16 protein-coding genes and 3 pseudogenes are annotated in these 17441 nt (G+C 63.7%); 4 read left to right on the forward strand and 15 right to left on the reverse strand.

All coding sequences use genetic code 11. The features are described 5' to 3' along the window. The 11 genes and pseudogenes from EOA23_RS19565 to EOA23_RS19615 all read right to left on the reverse strand — a co-directional run. Window positions 1-253: pseudogene (locus EOA23_RS19565) on the reverse strand (D-allulose-6-phosphate 3-epimerase); the annotation flags it as partial. After that, window positions 250-1077 carry an alpha/beta hydrolase gene (locus EOA23_RS19570; protein WP_127305358.1) on the reverse strand — a complete coding sequence of 276 codons (828 nt, stop codon included), beginning with the start codon at window positions 1075-1077 and terminating at the stop codon, window positions 250-252. The gene EOA23_RS19570 and the pseudogene EOA23_RS19565, both read right to left, overlap by 4 nt. Next, window positions 1077-1895: a sugar phosphate isomerase/epimerase family protein gene (locus EOA23_RS19575; RefSeq protein WP_127305359.1), complete on the reverse strand. Its 819-nt coding sequence runs from the start codon at window positions 1893-1895 to the stop codon at window positions 1077-1079. Before EOA23_RS19575 ends, EOA23_RS19570 begins: the two co-directional genes overlap by 1 nt. Next, a complete protein-coding gene (locus EOA23_RS19580) occupies window positions 1895-2971 on the reverse strand; it encodes a Gfo/Idh/MocA family oxidoreductase (protein WP_127305360.1) in 1077 nt (358 codons plus the stop codon). Before EOA23_RS19580 ends, EOA23_RS19575 begins: the two co-directional genes overlap by 1 nt. A 4-nt stretch (window positions 2972-2975) precedes the next feature. Further along, window positions 2976-3797 carry a sugar phosphate isomerase/epimerase gene (locus tag EOA23_RS19585; RefSeq protein WP_127305361.1) on the reverse strand — a complete coding sequence of 274 codons (822 nt, stop codon included), beginning with the start codon at window positions 3795-3797 and terminating at the stop codon, window positions 2976-2978. 32 nt (window positions 3798-3829) lie between these two features. Then, on the reverse strand, window positions 3830-4672 hold the full coding sequence (locus tag EOA23_RS19590; RefSeq protein ID WP_127305362.1) for a carbohydrate ABC transporter permease: 843 nt from the start codon (window positions 4670-4672) through the stop codon (window positions 3830-3832). Between the two features lie 5 nt (window positions 4673-4677). Continuing rightward, window positions 4678-5574 carry a sugar ABC transporter permease gene (locus EOA23_RS19595; protein WP_127305363.1) on the reverse strand — a complete coding sequence of 299 codons (897 nt, stop codon included), beginning with the start codon at window positions 5572-5574 and terminating at the stop codon, window positions 4678-4680. A 126-nt stretch (window positions 5575-5700) separates the two neighbouring features. Beyond that, entirely contained in the window at window positions 5701-6948 is a 1248-nt protein-coding gene (locus tag EOA23_RS19600) for a sugar ABC transporter substrate-binding protein (protein WP_127305364.1), read from the reverse strand. A 111-nt stretch (window positions 6949-7059) separates the two neighbouring features. Next, on the reverse strand, window positions 7060-8205 hold the full coding sequence (locus EOA23_RS19605; RefSeq protein WP_127305365.1) for an ABC transporter ATP-binding protein: 1146 nt from the start codon (window positions 8203-8205) through the stop codon (window positions 7060-7062). An 82-nt stretch (window positions 8206-8287) separates the two neighbouring features. Continuing rightward, window positions 8288-9238, reverse strand: coding sequence for a PfkB family carbohydrate kinase (locus tag EOA23_RS19610; RefSeq protein ID WP_127305366.1), 951 nt, complete (start codon window positions 9236-9238; stop codon window positions 8288-8290). 3 nt (window positions 9239-9241) lie between these two features. Beyond that, window positions 9242-10042 (reverse strand): class I fructose-bisphosphate aldolase, encoded by an 801-nt coding sequence (locus tag EOA23_RS19615; RefSeq protein ID WP_127305367.1) that lies wholly within the window; start codon window positions 10040-10042, stop codon window positions 9242-9244. A 183-nt stretch (window positions 10043-10225) separates the two neighbouring features. Here EOA23_RS19615 and EOA23_RS19620 point away from each other — a divergent pair, with 183 nt between their 5' ends. Together EOA23_RS19620 and EOA23_RS19625 are read left to right on the forward strand one after the other, a co-directional pair. Continuing rightward, window positions 10226-11374, forward strand: coding sequence for a Gfo/Idh/MocA family oxidoreductase (locus EOA23_RS19620; RefSeq protein ID WP_127305368.1), 1149 nt, complete (start codon window positions 10226-10228; stop codon window positions 11372-11374). A gap of 9 nt (window positions 11375-11383) precedes the next feature. After that, window positions 11384-12349, forward strand: a complete 966-nt coding sequence (locus tag EOA23_RS19625; protein WP_127305369.1) for an alpha/beta hydrolase — start codon at window positions 11384-11386, stop codon at window positions 12347-12349. Here EOA23_RS19625 and EOA23_RS19630 read toward each other — a convergent pair. Next, on the reverse strand, window positions 12346-13368 hold the full coding sequence (locus EOA23_RS19630; protein ID WP_127305370.1) for a LacI family DNA-binding transcriptional regulator: 1023 nt from the start codon (window positions 13366-13368) through the stop codon (window positions 12346-12348). The genes EOA23_RS19625 and EOA23_RS19630 overlap by 4 nt on opposite strands. A gap of 238 nt (window positions 13369-13606) precedes the next feature. Here EOA23_RS19630 and EOA23_RS19635 point away from each other — a divergent pair, with 238 nt between their 5' ends. Both EOA23_RS19635 and EOA23_RS19640 read left to right on the forward strand, forming a co-directional pair. Continuing rightward, a complete protein-coding gene (locus EOA23_RS19635; protein WP_127305371.1) occupies window positions 13607-14554 on the forward strand; it encodes a sugar kinase in 948 nt (315 codons plus the stop codon). After that, the gene (locus EOA23_RS19640; RefSeq protein ID WP_127305372.1) at window positions 14551-15837 is read left to right on the forward strand and encodes a D-tagatose-bisphosphate aldolase, class II, non-catalytic subunit; all 1287 of its coding nucleotides are present in this window, start codon (window positions 14551-14553) and stop codon (window positions 15835-15837) included. The genes EOA23_RS19635 and EOA23_RS19640 overlap by 4 nt, the downstream gene beginning before the upstream one ends. Before the next feature lie 195 nt (window positions 15838-16032). Here the strand turns inward: EOA23_RS19640 and EOA23_RS19645 are convergent. The 3 genes and pseudogenes from EOA23_RS19645 to EOA23_RS19655 all read right to left on the reverse strand — a co-directional run. Further along, window positions 16033-16152 (reverse strand): annotated as a pseudogene (locus tag EOA23_RS19645) (NADP oxidoreductase coenzyme); the annotation flags it as partial. Between the two features lie 102 nt (window positions 16153-16254). Next, window positions 16255-17025 carry an exodeoxyribonuclease III gene (gene xth, locus EOA23_RS19650; protein ID WP_127305373.1) on the reverse strand — a complete coding sequence of 257 codons (771 nt, stop codon included), beginning with the start codon at window positions 17023-17025 and terminating at the stop codon, window positions 16255-16257. Window positions 17026-17118: 93 nt separating this feature from the next. Further along, window positions 17119-17441 (reverse strand): annotated as a pseudogene (locus EOA23_RS19655) (hypothetical protein); the annotation flags it as partial.

Raw genomic sequence — 17441 nt, forward strand, 5'->3', positions numbered from 1 at the left:
CCATCAAATGCACGTGGATCGGTTTGGCCGTGAGCCTGGTGATGCGCGCCACCAGATCCGGAAAGAACAGGAAGCCGGGCGTGAAACGGGCGTCCGCCACATCGATGTGATGCAGATCGGCATGAGCTTCGATCCGCTTCAGATCGCGCTCCATGTTGGCGAGGTCGGCCGACCATAGCGAGAATTCGCCGATGAGCCGGTTGCGCCGCAATGCGGCTATTGCCGCGGGACCGGAGAGAGGTTTGCTGGTCATGACGGAACGAGGCTCCGGGCTTTCGAGTGGGAATGAAGGAAGAAGCTGATCTGCTCGTGCAGCTCGGCGAAATGCTTCGCGCTGTCGCGCGCCTTGGGCGTTACTTCCGCGAAGATCGCGTTGGGTATCGCGGCAGCCAGCGCATGGGCGGTCGACAACGGGTGCACGGCATCCATCGCATTGCCGATGACCAGCGCCGGAATGTCGAGCGCGGCAGCGTCGCGTTCCGAAACGCCGGGTCCGTCGCCGGCGATGTCGGCAAGCACTCGCGCAAAGGCTTTGGCGTCGAACCGGTCGAAATAACCGAGCAGCGAAGCGAGATTGTCGGGCGCGTCGCGGTAGAGCCGCGCGGCGGTCTCGGATTGCGCGAAGATCTTCCGCGCCTCGTCGGCGCCATGTTCGAGGAGGAGCTCGGCGACCTCGGCGATCGGCTGCATGTTCTGCGGCGCTGGCGAGAACGTCCATGCCGGCCGCACCAGGATGAGGCAAGCGACGCGCCGCGGATGACGGCAGGCGAGGCGAAGCGCGATTCCTGCGCCCATCGAGACGCCGCCGGCAACGAAGCGGTCGAGGCCGGCCCGGTCGGCCGCGGCAAGCACATCGTCGGCGAACATTTCGAACGAGAACGGCCGCCGCTCACCGAGGCCGGAGCCGCCATGCCCGCGGCATTCCAGCGTGATGCGGCGGAAGCCGGTGGGACAAGTCTGCGCGACCTGCACCTCGCCGCCGCCGAGCCCGTGCTGGAAGACGACCCCCAGGCCTTCGCCCGTGTCGGTGCCGAGCAGCGTCGTGCCGTCGCGAAGAAGCGCCATCTGGCCCGCCATCACACCAGCTCCTTGAGAAGGCGCGCGACGCCCGGCGCCTCCCTGGCCGAGAGCCCATGCGTCACCAGCGGCCCGTCGAAGCCTGTGGCTTTCAGCCGGGCGATGAAGTCGGCGAAGTCGACGACGCCCTGTCCGGCCGTGGCAAAGTGGCCGTCGGCGAAGCGGTCCTTGGCATGCGCCAGAGAGACATGGCCAGCGGCGCGCTCGACCGCTTCGGCAACGATGGAGCGTGCCTGTTCGGCATTCGCCCGCTCGAACAGATTGGCTGGATCGAGCACGATGCGCAGCCGCTTCGAGCCCATCTCGCCGATCAGCTGCATCGCGTCTTCGGCCGATGTGACGATGTTGGCTTGCTCCGGCTCGATGCCGAGATCGATGCCGTGGCGCTCGGCAAGCCGAAGCGCCTTTTCCATCTCGCGCGCCATGTCGGCCCAGGCCGAGGGATCAGCATTGTCGGGATGATGCGCCCACTGATCCTCGGCGTTGCGCGTCCCGGTGCAGAGCGTGACGAGCGGGATCGAAAGCCTGGCCGCGGTTTCGATGACGACCGCCAGCCGTCCCAGTCCGTCCTCGCGCATCCGGCTGTCCGGATGCGCCATGTTGTATGTGCCGGAGAGAGCGACGAGACCGATCCCGGTCGCCTTGGCAGCGGCACCGATGGCGACGATCGCCGAGTCCGGAACCGCGTCCGGCATCGACGGCAGGCCGGCGCAGGCGAGGTTGAACTGGGCGGCCGCGAAGCCCGCATCACGGACAGCGGCAAGCACGCCGGTCGGCTCGCTGCCCGGGAAAGTCTTGGCGAACACGCCGACCTGCATCAGACCGCTCCCGTCACGCTGGCGAGCGCGACGCGCTCGCCGCTCTCGACCGAGCGGGCGATCGCCGCCATGGCGCGGATCGAGGCGAGCCCGTCGTCAACCGTGGCGCCGCGCTGCGGCGCGCCGTTGAGCACCGTGTCGGCGAGGCCTTCCAACTGGCGACGGAAGAAATGGCCGTCGGCGCCGAGCGGCTTGCGCGAGGTCGCGTCCTTCTCGTGAAAGATGTCGACCTCGCTGGCGCGGAAATACCAGGGATTGAAAGTCTTCGCGATCACCGAGCCGTTCTGGCCATAGAGCTGGAAACCCTCGTGCCAGTCCATCCGAACGGCGACGGTGAGATCGAGATGGCCGAGCGCGCCATTGGCGAATTCGGTCTCGACGAACCAGCAATAGGCGCCGAAGCGCTCGTTGAGGCGGGCACGAACGGCGGTGATCTCGCCGCACAGGAAGCGCGCCGTGTCGACCAGATGCGAGCCGTGCGCCAGCATGAAATACTGCCGCAGATCCGCCTTCGGATTGCCGCCCGGCTTCTTTGCCAGCTTGCTTGTGATGGGCAGTGGCTGCACCGCGTCGGTGTTGGTGTAGCGATGGGTGGAATCGCAATACCATGCCTTGAGCGCCAGGATCTCGCCCATCTCGTCGCGCACGAAATCGCGCGCCGCTTCCAGCGCCGGGTCGAAGCGTTTCATGTGCCCGACCTGCAGCACCTTGCCCGAGCGCTTGACCGCTTCGGCAAGCTTCTCGCCTTCCTCGACCGAGACGCCGATCGGCTTTTCGCACAGCACATGCTTGCCCGCTTCCAGCGCCTTGATCGACATCGGCACGTGATAGGCGTCCGACGTGGCGACAATCACCGCCTCGAGCTCCGGATCGGCGAGCATTTCGTCATAGTCGCCATACATCTTGCGCGGCTCGTAGGTGGCGCCCATCCGCGCCAGCAGATCGGGCGCCGCATCGCAGATTGCGTAAAGGTCGGCGTTGCTTGCCTTCACGCAGGATTCCAGATGCGCGAATTGCGCGATCGGCCCGCAGCCGAGCACACCGACACGAAGGCGACGGTCTTGCTTGTGGATCATCGTCTCACGCCCCGTAGCCGCGCATGGTCTGGCGGTTGGTCTTGACCGCGCCGGCCGGATCAGCGGCGGCAGTCTCGGATTCCTCCTCAAGCACCAGCCAGCCATTGAAGTTGGGGGCAGCACTTGCGATCTCGATCACCTTCGCCGTGTCGCAGACGCCCTTGCCGAGCATCGCCCAGGCGCCGTTCGCATCGACATCCTTCAGATGCACGTAGCGGATGCGGTCGCGATAGGTCGTGAGCGTGTCGGCCATGTCCTTGTGGCCGCGCAATATGTGCCCCGTGTCCGGCACCCAGCCGATCAGCGAAGCGTCGATCAACCCAAAGATGCGGTCGTAATCGGCACGGTCGAACAGCAGCGTGTTATGGTGCGAGCTCGGATGCACCGCGACCCGGACGCCGGCCTTGCGGCCGAGCTCGCCGGCACGGTTGTAGACTTCCGCGGCAATCGCGAACTTGTCCTCGCGCGGTCCGTCCGACACGACGGTCGCCGAGCCCATCGACACCAGCGCGCCCGGAAACGTCGCAACGAAGTCGATCCAGCGCTTGGCGGTGTCGAGGTCCTCGCCGATTTTCTCTTTGAGCGTAAAGCCGCTCTTCGAACCAAAGGCGAAGGAGACGAGCGTCAGGCCAAACGCCTTCAGCGCGGCGGCGAATTCGGCCGGCTTGCCGGCATAGCGGCCTATCATCGTGTCGGTGATCTCGATGCCGGCATAGCCGCCATCGGCGATCGCCTTGATGAGATCATCGGGGCCGCCGGTGAACCGGTCTCCCAGCATTTCCCAGGTGAAGGTCTGGCAACCGACTTTGAGGTCTCTCACGTTCATCCTTTCATTCCTTGGTTCTCCGCGGGACGTGCCTATTTGACCGAGCCCGCGGTCATGCCGGCGAGGAAGAACCTCTGGGCAATGAGGTAGATCAACAACAGCGGCAATGAGCCGAGCACGCTCATCGCCATCATCTGGTTCCATTCGAAAGCGTGCTGCCCCATCAGAAGCTGGATGCCGATAGGGACGGTGCGCATCGATGTCGACTTCGTCAGCGTCAGCGCGAAGAGGAATTCGTTCCAGCACAACAGAAAAGTATAGACCGACGTCGCCACGATGCCGGGCAGCGAGATCGGCACGATCACCCGCCAGAGCGCTGTCCAACTGGTGCCGCCGTCGACAGCGACAGCTTCGTCGAGATCGCGGGGCAAGGTGTTCAGATAGCCCGTCATCAGAAGGATCGCGTAGGGCAGGGTGAAGACCAGATAGGTCAGGATCAGCGCCATATAGGTGTCGAAGATGCGATAAGAGACGACCAGACCGAAGAAAGGGATCAGAAGCGTGATCGGCGGGATGGTCTGCGTGCTGATGATGAGGGTGTTCAGGCTGCCCTTGCCACGGAAATTGAAGCGGCTGAACCCGTAGGCCGCCAGCAAGGCGATCAGCACCGTCAGCACAGTCACCACGAAGGCCACGAAGTAGCTGTTGAAGAAGAAGCGCAGCTTGACCGGGTCGCCAAGGATCGCCGCATAGGCTTCCAGCGTGAAGGCTTTCGGCAGGATGGTTGGCGGCAGGGCGAAGATCTCGGTGTTCGACTTGAACGAGCTGGTGAGCATCCAGTAGATCGGGAAGGCCGCGAAAAACAGCCCGGCTGCAAGTGCGACATGCAGCGCGACGGTGATCAGCCTGTCCTTCGTCGTGTGCCTTTTCCTCATGGTGATTACCGGGCCTTCTGATAACGAATGTAGAACAGCGTCAGGCCAAGCGAGATCAGCAGGATGACCACGGCGCTCGCCGCCGCCTGGGACAGGTTGTAGCTCGAGAACGCCAGCTTGTAGGTGTAGGTGCTGAGCACCTCGGTCGAGTAGATCGGACCGCCGCCCGTCGTGATCCAGATCAACGGGAAGACCTGCATCGTCCAGATGAAGTCCAGCAACGAGATGCTGATGATGATCGGCATCAGCTGCGGGATGGTGATGAAGATCAGCTTCTGGTAGGCCTTCGCCCCGTCGATATCGGCGGCCTCGTAGAAATCCTTGGGAATGCCCTGCAGGCCCGCGAGCAGACTGACCATGAAGAGCGGGTAGCCCGCCCAGATATTGGCGAAGGTGACGGCATGCAGCGCGGTCTCGGGCGAGGAAAACCACTCGATCTTGGAACCGATGATGCCCAACTGCATGAGAATGCTGTTGACGACACCGTTGGGCTCGAGCAGCAGGCGCCAGATCACCGCGATAATCACCGCGGTGAAGAGCCAGGGCAGTATGTAGAGCACGCGCAGGATGTTGCGCAGCGTCGGATTGATGCGGTCGCTGTTCAGCATGAGCGCGAAGATCATGCCGATGGTCATGTGGAAAACGACGCTCATGCAGGTGAAGTAGAGCGTGTGCCACAGCGAGGCCCAGAACACGGGATCGGCAAAGATCGCCTGGTAGTGTTTCAGTCCGGCAAAGGATGAGTCGCGACGCAGCACCGCGCTGTTCTGGAACGAATAGGAAATCACCGTCACCATCGGCAGCAGCATCAGCAGGCTGATGATCACCAGCGAGGGCGACAGATAGAGATAGGGTGCGACCGTTCGTTTCAGTCTGTGACGGGAGCGCTTCTGCCGGGTCATGTGCCAACCTTGGGATACGCCTTCGAGAGAAGGCGAGCTTCGCGAACACTCGCGTCGCCGGTCCATTGTTGCCGGGAGGCCTGCCCGATGTCAGGCCTCCCGGTCGAAGATCGTGAAACAGCCCGATCAGAATTTAGCCGTCCATCCTTTCTGAGCGTTGGCCGCGGCTTGTTCCGGAGACTGCTCGCCGGCCAGCATCTTCTGGGCTTCGACGTCGAACTGGGTCATCAGGTCTTCCGCCACCGGCAGACCCGTGAACTCGTTGGCGAGGTAACCGGTCTTGAAGATTTCGAAAGCCTTGCCGAACGCCTTGTCCGAGGTCACGAAATCGGGCTTGGCGTTGACGTTGCCCGGGAAGGCGTTGGCCAGCGACACCAGCTTGGCGTTGACCTTCTCGCTCATCAGATATTGGACGAGTTTCCAGGCCTCTTCCTGGTGCTTCGAGCTGGCGGAGATGCCGATGCCCCAGGAGGCATAGGGAAGGCCGCGCTTGCCGTTATAGTTCTCCACGACCGGGACCGGAATGAGGTCGAAGTTCAGCTTCGGATTGCGCTTGCGGATGAGGTTCACATGCGCGAGCGAGTCGATCATCATCCCCACCCGGTCGTTGACGAATTCCTCGACCTTTTCCTGTTCCGTCTTGGTTGCGATGCCGGGCGAGATGGTGCCTGCGTCATTGAGCGATTTGACGAAGGTGAGCATGTCCACCACCGGCTTGCCCTCGAGGGCGGGCTTGCCGTCAGCCATCATCGACTGGCCCGATGCCCAGACCCACGACATCATGTCGTTCTGGACGCCGGACGGCGACTGCAGCGACAGCGGCAGCACCCAGCCATACTGGTTCTTGTCGGCAAGGGTCATCTTCTTGGCGGCCTCGAGAAACTCCGCGCGGGTCGATGGCAGCTTGGTCACGCCTGCCTGGGCGGCGAGGTCCAGATTGACGAAGACCGGATAGACGAAGGAAGCGACCGGGAACATCACGGCCTTGCCGTCCACCTTGATGATGTCCGCGACTTGCGTCTTGTCGAACTTGCTCGCATCCATCATCGGGTTCATGTCGGCAAGCGCGTTCTGCGCGTTCAGATTGTTCACCCAGGCGCCATCGAGACCGACGACGTCGCTCAGCGTTCCGGTCGCCGCGCCGACCGAGATCTGATCCCGCGTTGCCGCATAGGGGCCGCTGACCAGCGTCACCTTGATGCCGGGATTGGCGGCCTCGAATTCGTCCATGATCTTCCGCAGCGAGCCTGCGGGCAATTCGGGCTCCCACCATTGGGTGAATTCCAGAGTCGTGTCCGCCATGGCGCTGGTTGCGCCAAGCAGCCATGCGGCCGCGGCCATCTTCAGCATTATGGGCTTTATTCGAAACGTCATTTTCTCCTCCTTCTTTGAGATCGGCCGCACAATGCGGACGATCGTCTGGTTTATTCAGCAATCTTCATTCGCAGGCGCCTCGCTCCCGCCTGCTGGCCTTGCCGCAAATCTTCAGATCGCCAGATGCGTCTCGGGATCGAAGAAATGGAGCTTGGTATCATCCAGGGCCAACCGGATTTCCGAGCCGGAGCGGACTGCGCTTTCCGGTTCGAATTTCGCCACCGCATTCGACGCCAGGCCGAAATCCCTCACCGCGTCCGGGTCGCCTGAGTCCACTCGGACGGCGTCGATGTTGAGATGGACGATATGTTCCGACCCGAGCTCCTCGATCGAGGTCACCTTTGCAGGGATCGTCTGATATTTGCGCCCGGATTCGAGGCTGCTGTCATAGAGATGCTCCGGCCGGATCCCGAACACGATCTTGCGCCCCGCAAACGACCTCAAGCCCGGTCTTCGCACGAAGGCTGCATCCCGCAGCCGAATGGCGAAGGTGCCGGCCGTTAATTCGTCGCCCGTCAGTGTCCCCTCGAAAAGGTTCATCGAAGGCGAGCCGATGAAGCCGGCCACGAAGGCGTTCACCGGCGATTCATAGAGCCGCTTCGGTGTGTCGACCTGCTGCAGCACGCCGCCTTTCAGCACCGCGACCCTGTCGCCCATCGTCATCGCTTCGGTCTGGTCGTGGGTAACGTAAATGGTCGTCACGCCGAGCTGCTTTTGCAGGCTGGTGATCTCGGCGCGCATCTGGACGCGCAGTTTCGCGTCCAGATTGGAGAGCGGCTCGTCCATGAGAAAAGCGGCCGGCTCGCGCACCATGGCGCGGCCCATGGCGACCCGCTGACGCTGTCCACCGGAAAGGTTGGCGGGCTTGCTGTCCAGCAGCGACGTCAGCTGAAGGGTCTTGGCGATCTCGTCCACGCGCTTCTTGCGCTCAGCCTTCGGCTTGCCCGCCAGCCGCATCGAGAAGGCGATGTTTTCGAACACCGTCATATGCGGGTAGAGCGCGTAGCTCTGGAAGACCATCGCGATGTCACGGTCCTTGGGCGGCATGTCGACGACGTCTATGCCGCCGATGCGAAGGCTGCCGCTTGTGATGTCCTCCAATCCCGCGATCATTCGCAAGGCGGTGGATTTGCCGCAGCCGGACGGCCCAACCAGGATCAAGAACTCGCCATCCCCGATCGACAGGTTCAATCGGTCGATCGCGCGGAAATTGTTCCCGTAGGTTTTGCAGATATTTTCAAGAATGACTTCCGCCATATTCCTCCCTCCACAAGTCAAAGCCGTTTTTGTCTTCACCTTGGCTTTTTTGCTTGTGAAAATTTTCCGGGTGGCTTTCCGCCTATGTTCCGGTATCGAGTTGCGCATATTTCAGTTCGACCGCCGATGGCGCGCTGGCCCATGCCAGCAATTCCGTGACCTGGCTGTCGGTCGGAAGCGCCTCGCGTCCGCCACGCCCGGTTATCGAAAGCGCCGCCGCCGCGGCAGCGAATGCCACCCGGCCCGCGGTGTCGGATCCGCGCGTCAATGCATGGGCATAGGCGCCGTGAAAGCAGTCGCCGGCACCGGTCGAATCGACGATCGCAACCCGGTGCGGAGGCAGGTGCCACAGCGCCGTATCCTCGCGTCCGCGGTAATAGACGCCCCGGCCGCCGTCGGTCAGAACGACGGCGGAGCGCGATGGCGACCACAATGCATCAAGCATCTCGGCGGGCGCTCGACGGCCCGTGGCGGTCCGCGCAAAGCCGAGCGGAAGAATGAGATGGTCGCAGAGCGCCATCAGCCTGTCCGTGGCTGGGCCGGCGCTCCATTCGACATCGCCGAGGATCGCGAGGCCGAGCTCGCGAGCCCGGGCCACGACATCCAGCGAGCGGATCGCGTAGCTGTCGACGATCAGGACGGTCGCGCGGCTGAGGATCTCGTCCGGAAAGTCCGGTGCGGTGCCCAGCATCGCGTCGTCGTCATAGGCGATGAACCGGTCCCCGTCCGAGCCGACGATGATGCGCGAGCGCACCGGCCGCGCGTCGGGATGGCGTGGCGCGAACGCGGTTTCGACGCCGCTGGCGACGAGGTCGCACAAGGCGGCATCGTCATCGGCGCTGCCCAGCCATCCGATGAACCCGGCGCGTCCGCCGAGCCGCGCGACGGCGGCAAGCGCCGTCGCGACATTTCCGCCGAAAGCGCGCGTGCTTTGCAGAACCTTTCCCTTGCCCCCCGACAACGGCTGATCGACATAGACGATGTCGTCGATCGCAATGGCGCCGAAGCCGAGGATCGAGGGAACGGCGCGCATCGTTCAGGCGCCCGCCTTCGCAAGCGCTTCTTGCGCCGAAAGCCCGTCATGGATGACGCTCCGAAAGGCAAGTGCTGCCTTCTGAGGATCGCCGTGCCCCCAGAGATTGCGGCCCACCACCGCGCCGCGCGCGCCGGCGCGGATGGCGTCCGCCGTCTGCTGTAGCGCGCCGAGCAGCGTATCGGTCTTCGGGCCACCCGCGATCACGACCGGCACCGGGCAGGTCCGCACGGTCTCCCGGAAGGACTCGAAATCGCCCGTGTAGCCGATCTTGATGACGTCGACGCCGGACTCGTAGCCGATGCGCGCGGCATAGGCGATCTCGTCGGGGGTGAAGACGATCTTTGCCCCGTCGGTGAAATCGCGCGGATAGATATGCGCCACCACCGGCATGCCGTAGCGGGCGGCCGCGTTCACCGAATCGGTCAGCCAGCGAATGTATTTGCCTTCGGTCGCGCCGCGCACCGGAATGGCCACGGCCAACGCGTCGGCGCCGGCGCGCACCGCGTCCTCGGGCGTCGCAATCAATTCGCTGATGCGGTCGTCCGGCGTGAAGCAGCCGGCCTGGATCACCAGGGCAGCCTTGCCCGCATATTGCGGCCACAGATGGCGCGCGGTGCCGGGCTGGATGCTGACATAGTCGGGCTTGCCCGCCATGACGCGGGCCAGCGCGCCGGGCAGATCGGCAAGGCCGCCTTTGCGCACGTCGCCATAGCCGACGAAGTGGTCGACCGCGCCGCCGAATAGATTTCCCGATGGATGCGAAAAGAGGCGCGCAAGGCGCACTTTGGTCCCTAGGCTCATAATTCCCTAATCTCTTGATTTACAAGGCCGGCGGCCTGCGACGCTGAGTTAGCGTTTTCATATGCTCTATAAAAATTTTACGCGCGTCAAGATTTAAAATGCGCTATAGCGAGTCACGAAAATTGTCCGTCGCCGTCGCGATGGCTTGTCTCGGGCGTCGCCGATTGGGAGGTCGAAAGGGAAATGCAAGCAAATTCAGGAGCGAAGCTCGGTATCGGCGTCATCGGATGCGGTAACATCTCGATGACCTATCTGCGCAACGCGGCACTTTTCGCCGGCGTGGAACTGCGCGCTTGCGCCGATATCTCCGCCGAGATGGCTGTCTTGCGCGGGAAGGAATATGGCATCCGCGCGCTCGGCATCGATGCGTTGCTCGCCGACCCGGAGGTCGATCTCGTCCTCAACCTCACCATTCCCGCGGCGCATTTCGACATCTCGTTTTCGGCGCTCTCGGCGGGAAAGCATGTCTTCACCGAAAAGCCGCTCGCCACCTCGGCCAGCGACGGCCGCAAGCTGGTGGCTGAGGCGGCGAGGCGTGGGTTGCTGCTGGGCTCGGCTCCCGACACCTTCCTCGGCGCCGCCGGACGCCGCGCGCGCCGGCTGATGGACGAGGGCGCGATCGGCCGCGCCGTGACCGGCACCGCCTTCATGATGGGGCGCGGCATGGAGCACTGGCATCCCAACCCGCAATTCTACTACCAGCCAGGCGGCGGCCCGGTCTTCGACATGGGGCCGTACTATCTGACGATGCTCGTCAACCTGCTCGGCCCCGTGACCCGTGTCATGGCGATGGCCACGCGCGGCCAGGAGGAGCGGCTGATCACCGCCGACGGCCCTTACAAGAACACCAGCTTCAGGGTCGGCACGCCGACCAACATCCTGTCGCTGCTCGAATTCCGCTCCGGCGCCACCGTCACTTTCGGTGCCTCCTGGGATGTCTTCAAGCACTCCAACCACCCCATCGAGTTGCACGGCACCGAAGGGTCGCTCAGGCTGCCCGACCCCGACACTTTCGGCGGCACGGTCTCGCTTTCCGCGCGTGGTGCCGAGTGGACGGATTTCGCCAGCGAAAGCGAGCTCTATGGCGCGCGCAACTGGCCTTATGCGGCGCCGGATCGCGCCAATTACCGCATGCTCGGTGTCGCCGACCTGGCGCATTCGTTGTCGGCGAAGAGAAAGCCGCGCGCGTCCGGCGAACTGGCGCTGCATGTGCTGGAGATCATGGAGGCCATCCTCGCCTCGGGCGAGAGCCGCAACTCGGTCGCCATCGCCGGCAAAGTCGACCAGCCGCCGCTGCTTGGCGAGGACGAGGCGGCGAGCCTGCTGGCCTGAGGCGGTCCCATGCCGACATCGCCCGTATCGCTCGACCCGCAGGCGCGGACGGTCCTCGACCTTGGCCGACAGGCGCATGAGCCGCCCTTCGAGACCGGCACACCCGAGCAGGCGCGACGCGCCTACAATAACGGTTTCCGTAGCCTGCAAGGCGAGCGCGAGCCTGTCGATTCGGTGTGCGAGCAAATCATTGCCGGGCCCGGTGGCCCTCTCAACGTTCGGATTTATCGCGGGCAGGGTGCTGCGGCGGCCGACGCGCCGGCCCTGCTCTATCTGCACGGTGGCGGCTGGGTGATCGGCAATCTCGATTCGCATGACGAGATCTGCCGCTGGTACGCCAACATCGCCGCCTGTGTTGTCGTTTCGCCGGACTACCGGCTGGCGCCGGAGCACAGGTTTCCGGCTGCGGTCGAGGATTGCCGTGCCGTTCTCTCCTTCATGCAGGATATGCCCGGCGGGCTTGGCATTGACGCCAGCCGCATCGCCGTCGCCGGCGACAGCGCCGGCGGCAACCTCGCCGCGGTGCTGGCGCTGCTTGCCCGCAATGACAAATGCCCTCCGACCGCGCAGCTCTTGTTCTACCCCAACACCGACGCCGCCCAAACTGCGGACAGCTATCGCCGCTTCGGCGAAGGTTTCGGCCTGACGGCCGCGACCATGGCCTGGTTCCGTGACCACTATGTCCGCAGCGCCGCCGATAGGTCAGACTGGCGCGTCTCGCCACTCAAAGCCGAGAGCCTTGCCGGCGCGGCGCCGGCCTTCGTCGCTATCGCCGGCCATGACATCCTCGCCGACGAGGGCGAGGCCTATGCAAGGCGGCTCGAGATGGACGGCGTCCCGATCGTGGTCAAACATTGGCCAGGACAGATCCATGGATTCGTCTCAATGGGCCGCCATGGTCCGGCGTCGCGTCAGGCGGTCGAGGCTGCTGTTGCAGCCTGGCGCAATTTCGATCCGGCGTTTGAAGGCGTCTAGGCCGATTGACGCATCACCAATGTTGCGTCGAGACTGACCTTCGGCGTCACGGCGGCCGCATCCTCGTCGAGCAGCGCCAGCAGTGTCTCGACGCTGCGGCCGGCCATGGCGGCGAAATCCTGCGCCATGGTGGTGAGCGCGGGGCAGGTATAGCGGCTGAGTGGATGATCATCATGGGCTGCGATGCGAAGGTCGCAAGCCGGCTTACGGCCCACCTTCAGCCCTTTCGAGAAAGCCGCCGCCATCACGCCGAAGGCCAGGCGGTCGTTGGCGCACAGGACGGTCTTGCCCGGCAGGCCGCCATTGTCGAGCAGCTTCTCCGTCTGCTCGTAGCCGATGCGCTCGAACTCCCAAGTATAGTCGTCGGTGTTGCCGAAGACGATAGGCTCGAACCCCTGTCGCTGCATCGAGGCGACATAGCTGCTCAATCGTTCCGCCGAATTGTGATTGACGTGCGGGATGTCGAAGTAGACCGGGGCATCGCCGGAACGGCAAAGGTAATCCACGATCGTCGCGACGCTTTTTGCGTTGTTGTTGCCCACAAATGGCGTGTCACCTTCCAGGAAAGTGTCGAAATAAACAATCGGGATGGTCTGCGTGAGCTTTTCCAGGGTTCTCTGATCGGATCGTTTGCCCAGCGGCGCGATCAGCGCGCCGGATACCTTCAGCGACAAGATGGTTCGGGTGGCTTCAATCTCGAGTTCGGTCGAGCCATGCGAGGAAATGACCACCGGCCAGTAGCCTTCGTCGCGCAGCCTGAGCTCGATGCGGCTGACCATCTCTGAATAGAACGGGTCGGTCACCGTCGGCACGACAATGCCGATGCTGCGCGTGCGTTTGCGGTTGAGATTGCGCGCGAAGAGGTTCGGCTGGTAGTCGGACGAGCGCAGCGCATCCTCGATACGCTTGCGCGTTGCCGGCTTGACGCTGGTCGGATCGTCGAAGAATTTCGACAGTGTCGGTCTGGAGACGCCGCAGGAACGGGCGAAATCCTCCATAGTCTTGTGCGTCATCGACATTCAAAGCCCTCGCGGCGTGGAACTTCCAAGCGCCGTGTCCCTGTGTTGCCCCGGCGCCACCACTACGGTGCGCCGGCGCGCGAGCGCAAGTTGAAATTTTACAGGAAGACTTACAAGTTTCAACGCGTCGAAAGAAATTATTGCATGCGTAAAACTAGTTAATTGACGTGAAAAATTTCACGCCATATTGAATTGCGGACGGCGCACGCCGTGCGGCGGCGAATGCCGGAGGTCATGGATGAAGAAGCTGGTCTGCGCCGGTGAAATCCTCGTCGAGATCATGGCTGAAAGCATCGGCCAGAGCTTTCTCGAGCCTGGACCGCTGGTAGGGCCGTTTCCGTCCGGCGCCCCCGCGATCTTCGTCGGCCAGGCAGCGGCGCTTGGGCAGCCGGCGGGCCTCATCGGCGCCGTCGGCGAGGACGATTTTGGTCAGCTGAACATTGACCGGCTGCGAGCGCTCGGCGCCGATGTTTCGGCGATCGCGTCCCACAAGGGCCACGCCACCGGCACTGCCTTCGTCACTTATCTGCCCGATGCCTCCAGGCGTTTCGTCTTCAACATCCGCAACAGCGCGGCGGGCCTGTTGGCCATCGATGATGCCGCAAGACGCTTGCTTGCCGATGCCGACCACTTTCATGTCATGGGCTCGTCGCTGTTCTCGGACAAGGCGACCGACGTTGTGCTCGCCGCGACAGCGGCCGTGAAGGCCAGGGGCGGCACCGTGTCCTTCGACCCCAACGTCCGGCGCGAGATCATGCAGGACTCAGGCATGCGCGAGGCGCTCGACAGGGTGTTGGCGCAGACCGACGTCTTTCTGCCAAGCGGCAACGAGTTGCTCCTGTTCTCTTCAGCGGGCGACGAGCAGGGCGCGATCGCCGAGCTGCTTGGTCGGGGCATAGCCTGCATCGTGCTGAAGAGAGGCGCTGACGGCGCCGTCTATCACGATCGCCAGCGCTCGGTCGCAATGCCCGGATACGCCGTCGAGGAAGTGGACCCGACTGGCGCCGGCGACTGCTTCGGAGCCGCCTTCGTATGCTTCTGGTTGCGCGACGCCGCGCCTGCCGAGGCGTTGCGCATCGCCAACGCCTGCGGCGCGCTGGCCGTGACGCGGAAGGGACCCATGGAAGGCATTCATCGGCTCGCCGATGTCGAGGCTTTCATCGCCAGGGCCGGTACACGCGCATGAGCTGCGCGACCAAGAGACTTGCGGCCATCGGCGCGCGGCGGGCGGCGGGCGGCAAGGGAGGCATCACCTCGATCTGCTCGGCGCATCCGCTGGTGATCGACGCGGCGCTCCGCCACGGCGCGCTGCACGGCGCGGATGTCCTTGTCGAGGCGACCTGCAACCAGGTCAATCACGAAGGCGGCTACACCGGCATGGCGCCGGCCGCGTTTCGCGGCCTCGTCGAAACGTATGCCGGCAGGGCCGGTCTTCCCCTTGATCGTCTGATCCTCGGCGGCGATCATCTTGGACCCAATCCCTGGAAGCACGACTCCGCTGCCGGGGCGATGCGGAAAGCGGCCGCGATGATCGACGCCTATGCGGCCGCCGGGTTCACCAAGCTGCATCTCGACACCAGCATGGCCTGCGCCGACGATCCGGTGCCGCTCCCGGACGAGACGATTGCTGCCCGCGCGGCCGAGCTTGCCAAGGTCGCCGAGGCGGCGGTCGCGCGCACCGGCGGTGAGAAACCCGTCTACATCATCGGCACCGAGGTGCCGGTCCCCGGCGGTGCCCTCGAACCGCTCGAGCACATGCATGTCACCGAGCCTGCCGACGCGCTCCGCACGGTCGAGGTCCATCGCAGGGCTTTCTCTCGCCTCGGCCTCGATGGCGCCTTTGACCGGGTCGTCGGCGTCGTCGTCCAGCCCGGCGTCGAATTCGGCAATGCCGATATCGTCGCCTATGCGCCGGAGAAGACGATCGAGCTGGTCGCCGTGCTGGAACGCATGCCGCAATTCGTCTTCGAAGTGCACTCGACCGACTACCAGCCGGCGGAAGCGCTGGGCATGCTGGTGCGTGACGGTTTCGCCATCCTCAAAGTCGGCCCATGGCTGACATTCGCGCTGCGCGAGGCGCTCTACGGCCTCAGCCACATTGCCGACGAACTGGCGCCTGATCCGTCGCGTGAAGCCCTGCCGGCGGCCATGGAGCGCGTGATGCTCGGCTCGCCCGGCAACTGGCAGAAATACTATTGCGGCACGCCCGACGAGCAGCGTCTGCGGCGGCATTTCTCCTTCAGCGACCGCATCCGTTACTACTGGCTGGCGCCGGAAGCGCAGCGCGCAACCGCAGCGGTGCTGGCCGCGCTTGGCGACAGGGAGATTCCGCGCCCGCTGATCAGCCAATATATTGGCCAGCTCGACGTCGAGGTCGGCGCGGGTCGCATCAGACCGACCGCGCATGGGCTTCTGCTCGGCAGCGTGACGCGCGTGCTCGACATCTATCGCAACGCCACCAACCAGTAAGCCGTCTTCGCTTTCGGACCTCGGATTTGATTTAAAGCGCGTCGCGATCTTTCAGATTCGCTCCGTGCACTTTAGGTTTTGATTTTACGCATGTCTTTATCCCGAAACCGGTTCCCACTTTCGGGAGACATGCTTTTGCCCGCGTGGATATCTCATGGATCGAGCAAGCATCTCTGACAGTGGACAGCAAATCCGTTACGGCTCCTTCTTGAACAGGTCCTGGACGATCAGCGGACCCCAAGTGCGGCCGCGCGCGTGCACCAGCGCGCCACCCTCGTTGAGCTTTCCCAGCTTGATGGGCGCGAACCCGAGTTGGAACAAACCTTGGCATCTTGAGGCCTCCTTTCAGAGGTTCGACATCAAGCGTGGGCGACCGCTGCCAAGCAGGCTATCTGCAACTGCGACAGCGCAAAAGGTTCAGCCGACCTCGACCCAGGCGGGGGCGTGATCGCTTGGCTTTTCCCATCCACGAGTCTCAACATCGACACCCGCGGCCAGAATGCCCTTCGCAAGGGACGGGCTCACGAGCAGATGGTCCATCCGCAGGCCGGAGCTTCGGTCGTAGCCGCCGCGAGAGGAAAAGTTCCAGTAGGTGTATATGCCCTTGTACGGATGGATACGGCGCATTGCATCCACCCAGCCCAGGCCCAGCATGCGAGCGTAGGCACTCCTGCTTTCCGGGAAAAAAACGGCATCGCCTAACCAACGTCGGGGGACTACGGCATCTATCTCAGTCGGCACGACATTGTAGTCTCCACAAAGCACCGTGCGCTCGCCCAACAACGATCGACTGTAGGTGACGAGACGCTCGAACCAGCGGAGCTTGTAATCGAACTTGGGCCCTGGCGCCGGATTGCCGTTCGGCAGGTAGATGGAGCCGACGATGAGGCCGTCGATCTCCGCCTCGAGATAGCGGCTGTGCGAGTCATCGGGGTCGCCAGGCAAGCCACGGCGGCGTTCGACCGCATCCTTTCCGCGCACCAATATCGCCACCCCGTTGTAGGATTTCTGGCCGTGCCAGATCGCGCCGAAGCCGGCGTCCCGTATTGCCTCGATGGGAAAGTTCTCGTCGGACGTTTTCAGCTCCTGGAGGCAGACAACGTCATAATCGGTCTCGCCAAGCCACTTCAGGAGAACGGGGAGTCGGCCGTTCACACCATTGACGTTGAAGGTCGCGATCCGGGTCATCCACTCGGCTCCGACATGGGCAATCCAAATGCCGGACGCCTCGCTCGCCCGGCAAGAAAAAGCCCCGCCGAGAGTTCGACGGGGCCGCATTTCTTAGAGCGGTGTGGTTCGCCGAACACGATCGCGTTCAGCCTCAATGTCATCATAAGGCTCCGCGGCAGCGTCAAATCCTGTCCATCCCCTGGCCTCGTAAGCGCTACGCCGCTCGTCAAGATTGACGGCACGCTCTCCACGCAGGATCCGTTCAGCTTCGCCGGTTAGCCGATCATCCACTCTGGCCGTCACCAGACTGCCGCCGCGGCGCACGCCCTCGGCATAGACATGTGCATCACGTTCCGAAACACCGGACTCCGTCAGCGCCCCGACGATGCCGCCGGCGGCTCCGCCCACCACAGCGCCGCCGACCGCGCCTACAG

Origin of the sequence: Mesorhizobium sp. M2A.F.Ca.ET.042.01.1.1 (genome assembly GCF_003997405.1) — a bacterium.
GTDB lineage: Bacteria > Pseudomonadota > Alphaproteobacteria > Rhizobiales > Rhizobiaceae > Mesorhizobium.

What these genes read in the sequence shown, in the direction of transcription:
- EOA23_RS19570 (WP_127305358.1), bottom strand. Translation starts at nt 1,077, where the DNA reads ATGGCGGGCCAGATGGCGCTTCTTCGCGACGGCACGACGCTGCTCGGC.
- EOA23_RS19575 (WP_127305359.1), bottom strand. Translation starts at nt 1,895, where the DNA reads ATGCAGGTCGGCGTGTTCGCCAAGACTTTCCCGGGCAGCGAGCCGACC.
- EOA23_RS19580 (WP_127305360.1), bottom strand. Translation starts at nt 2,971, where the DNA reads ATGATCCACAAGCAAGACCGTCGCCTTCGTGTCGGTGTGCTCGGCTGC.
- EOA23_RS19585 (WP_127305361.1), bottom strand. Translation starts at nt 3,797, where the DNA reads ATGAACGTGAGAGACCTCAAAGTCGGTTGCCAGACCTTCACCTGGGAA.
- EOA23_RS19590 (WP_127305362.1), bottom strand. Translation starts at nt 4,672, where the DNA reads ATGAGGAAAAGGCACACGACGAAGGACAGGCTGATCACCGTCGCGCTG.
- EOA23_RS19595 (WP_127305363.1), bottom strand. Translation starts at nt 5,574, where the DNA reads ATGACCCGGCAGAAGCGCTCCCGTCACAGACTGAAACGAACGGTCGCA.
- EOA23_RS19600 (WP_127305364.1), bottom strand. Translation starts at nt 6,948, where the DNA reads ATGACGTTTCGAATAAAGCCCATAATGCTGAAGATGGCCGCGGCCGCA.
- EOA23_RS19605 (WP_127305365.1), bottom strand. Translation starts at nt 8,205, where the DNA reads ATGGCGGAAGTCATTCTTGAAAATATCTGCAAAACCTACGGGAACAAT.
- EOA23_RS19610 (WP_127305366.1), bottom strand. Translation starts at nt 9,238, where the DNA reads ATGCGCGCCGTTCCCTCGATCCTCGGCTTCGGCGCCATTGCGATCGAC.
- EOA23_RS19615 (WP_127305367.1), bottom strand. Translation starts at nt 10,042, where the DNA reads ATGAGCCTAGGGACCAAAGTGCGCCTTGCGCGCCTCTTTTCGCATCCA.
- EOA23_RS19620 (WP_127305368.1), top strand. Translation starts at nt 10,226, where the DNA reads ATGCAAGCAAATTCAGGAGCGAAGCTCGGTATCGGCGTCATCGGATGC.
- EOA23_RS19625 (WP_127305369.1), top strand. Translation starts at nt 11,384, where the DNA reads ATGCCGACATCGCCCGTATCGCTCGACCCGCAGGCGCGGACGGTCCTC.
- EOA23_RS19630 (WP_127305370.1), bottom strand. Translation starts at nt 13,368, where the DNA reads ATGTCGATGACGCACAAGACTATGGAGGATTTCGCCCGTTCCTGCGGC.
- EOA23_RS19635 (WP_127305371.1), top strand. Translation starts at nt 13,607, where the DNA reads ATGAAGAAGCTGGTCTGCGCCGGTGAAATCCTCGTCGAGATCATGGCT.
- EOA23_RS19640 (WP_127305372.1), top strand. Translation starts at nt 14,551, where the DNA reads ATGAGCTGCGCGACCAAGAGACTTGCGGCCATCGGCGCGCGGCGGGCG.
- xth (WP_127305373.1), bottom strand. Translation starts at nt 17,025, where the DNA reads ATGACCCGGATCGCGACCTTCAACGTCAATGGTGTGAACGGCCGACTC.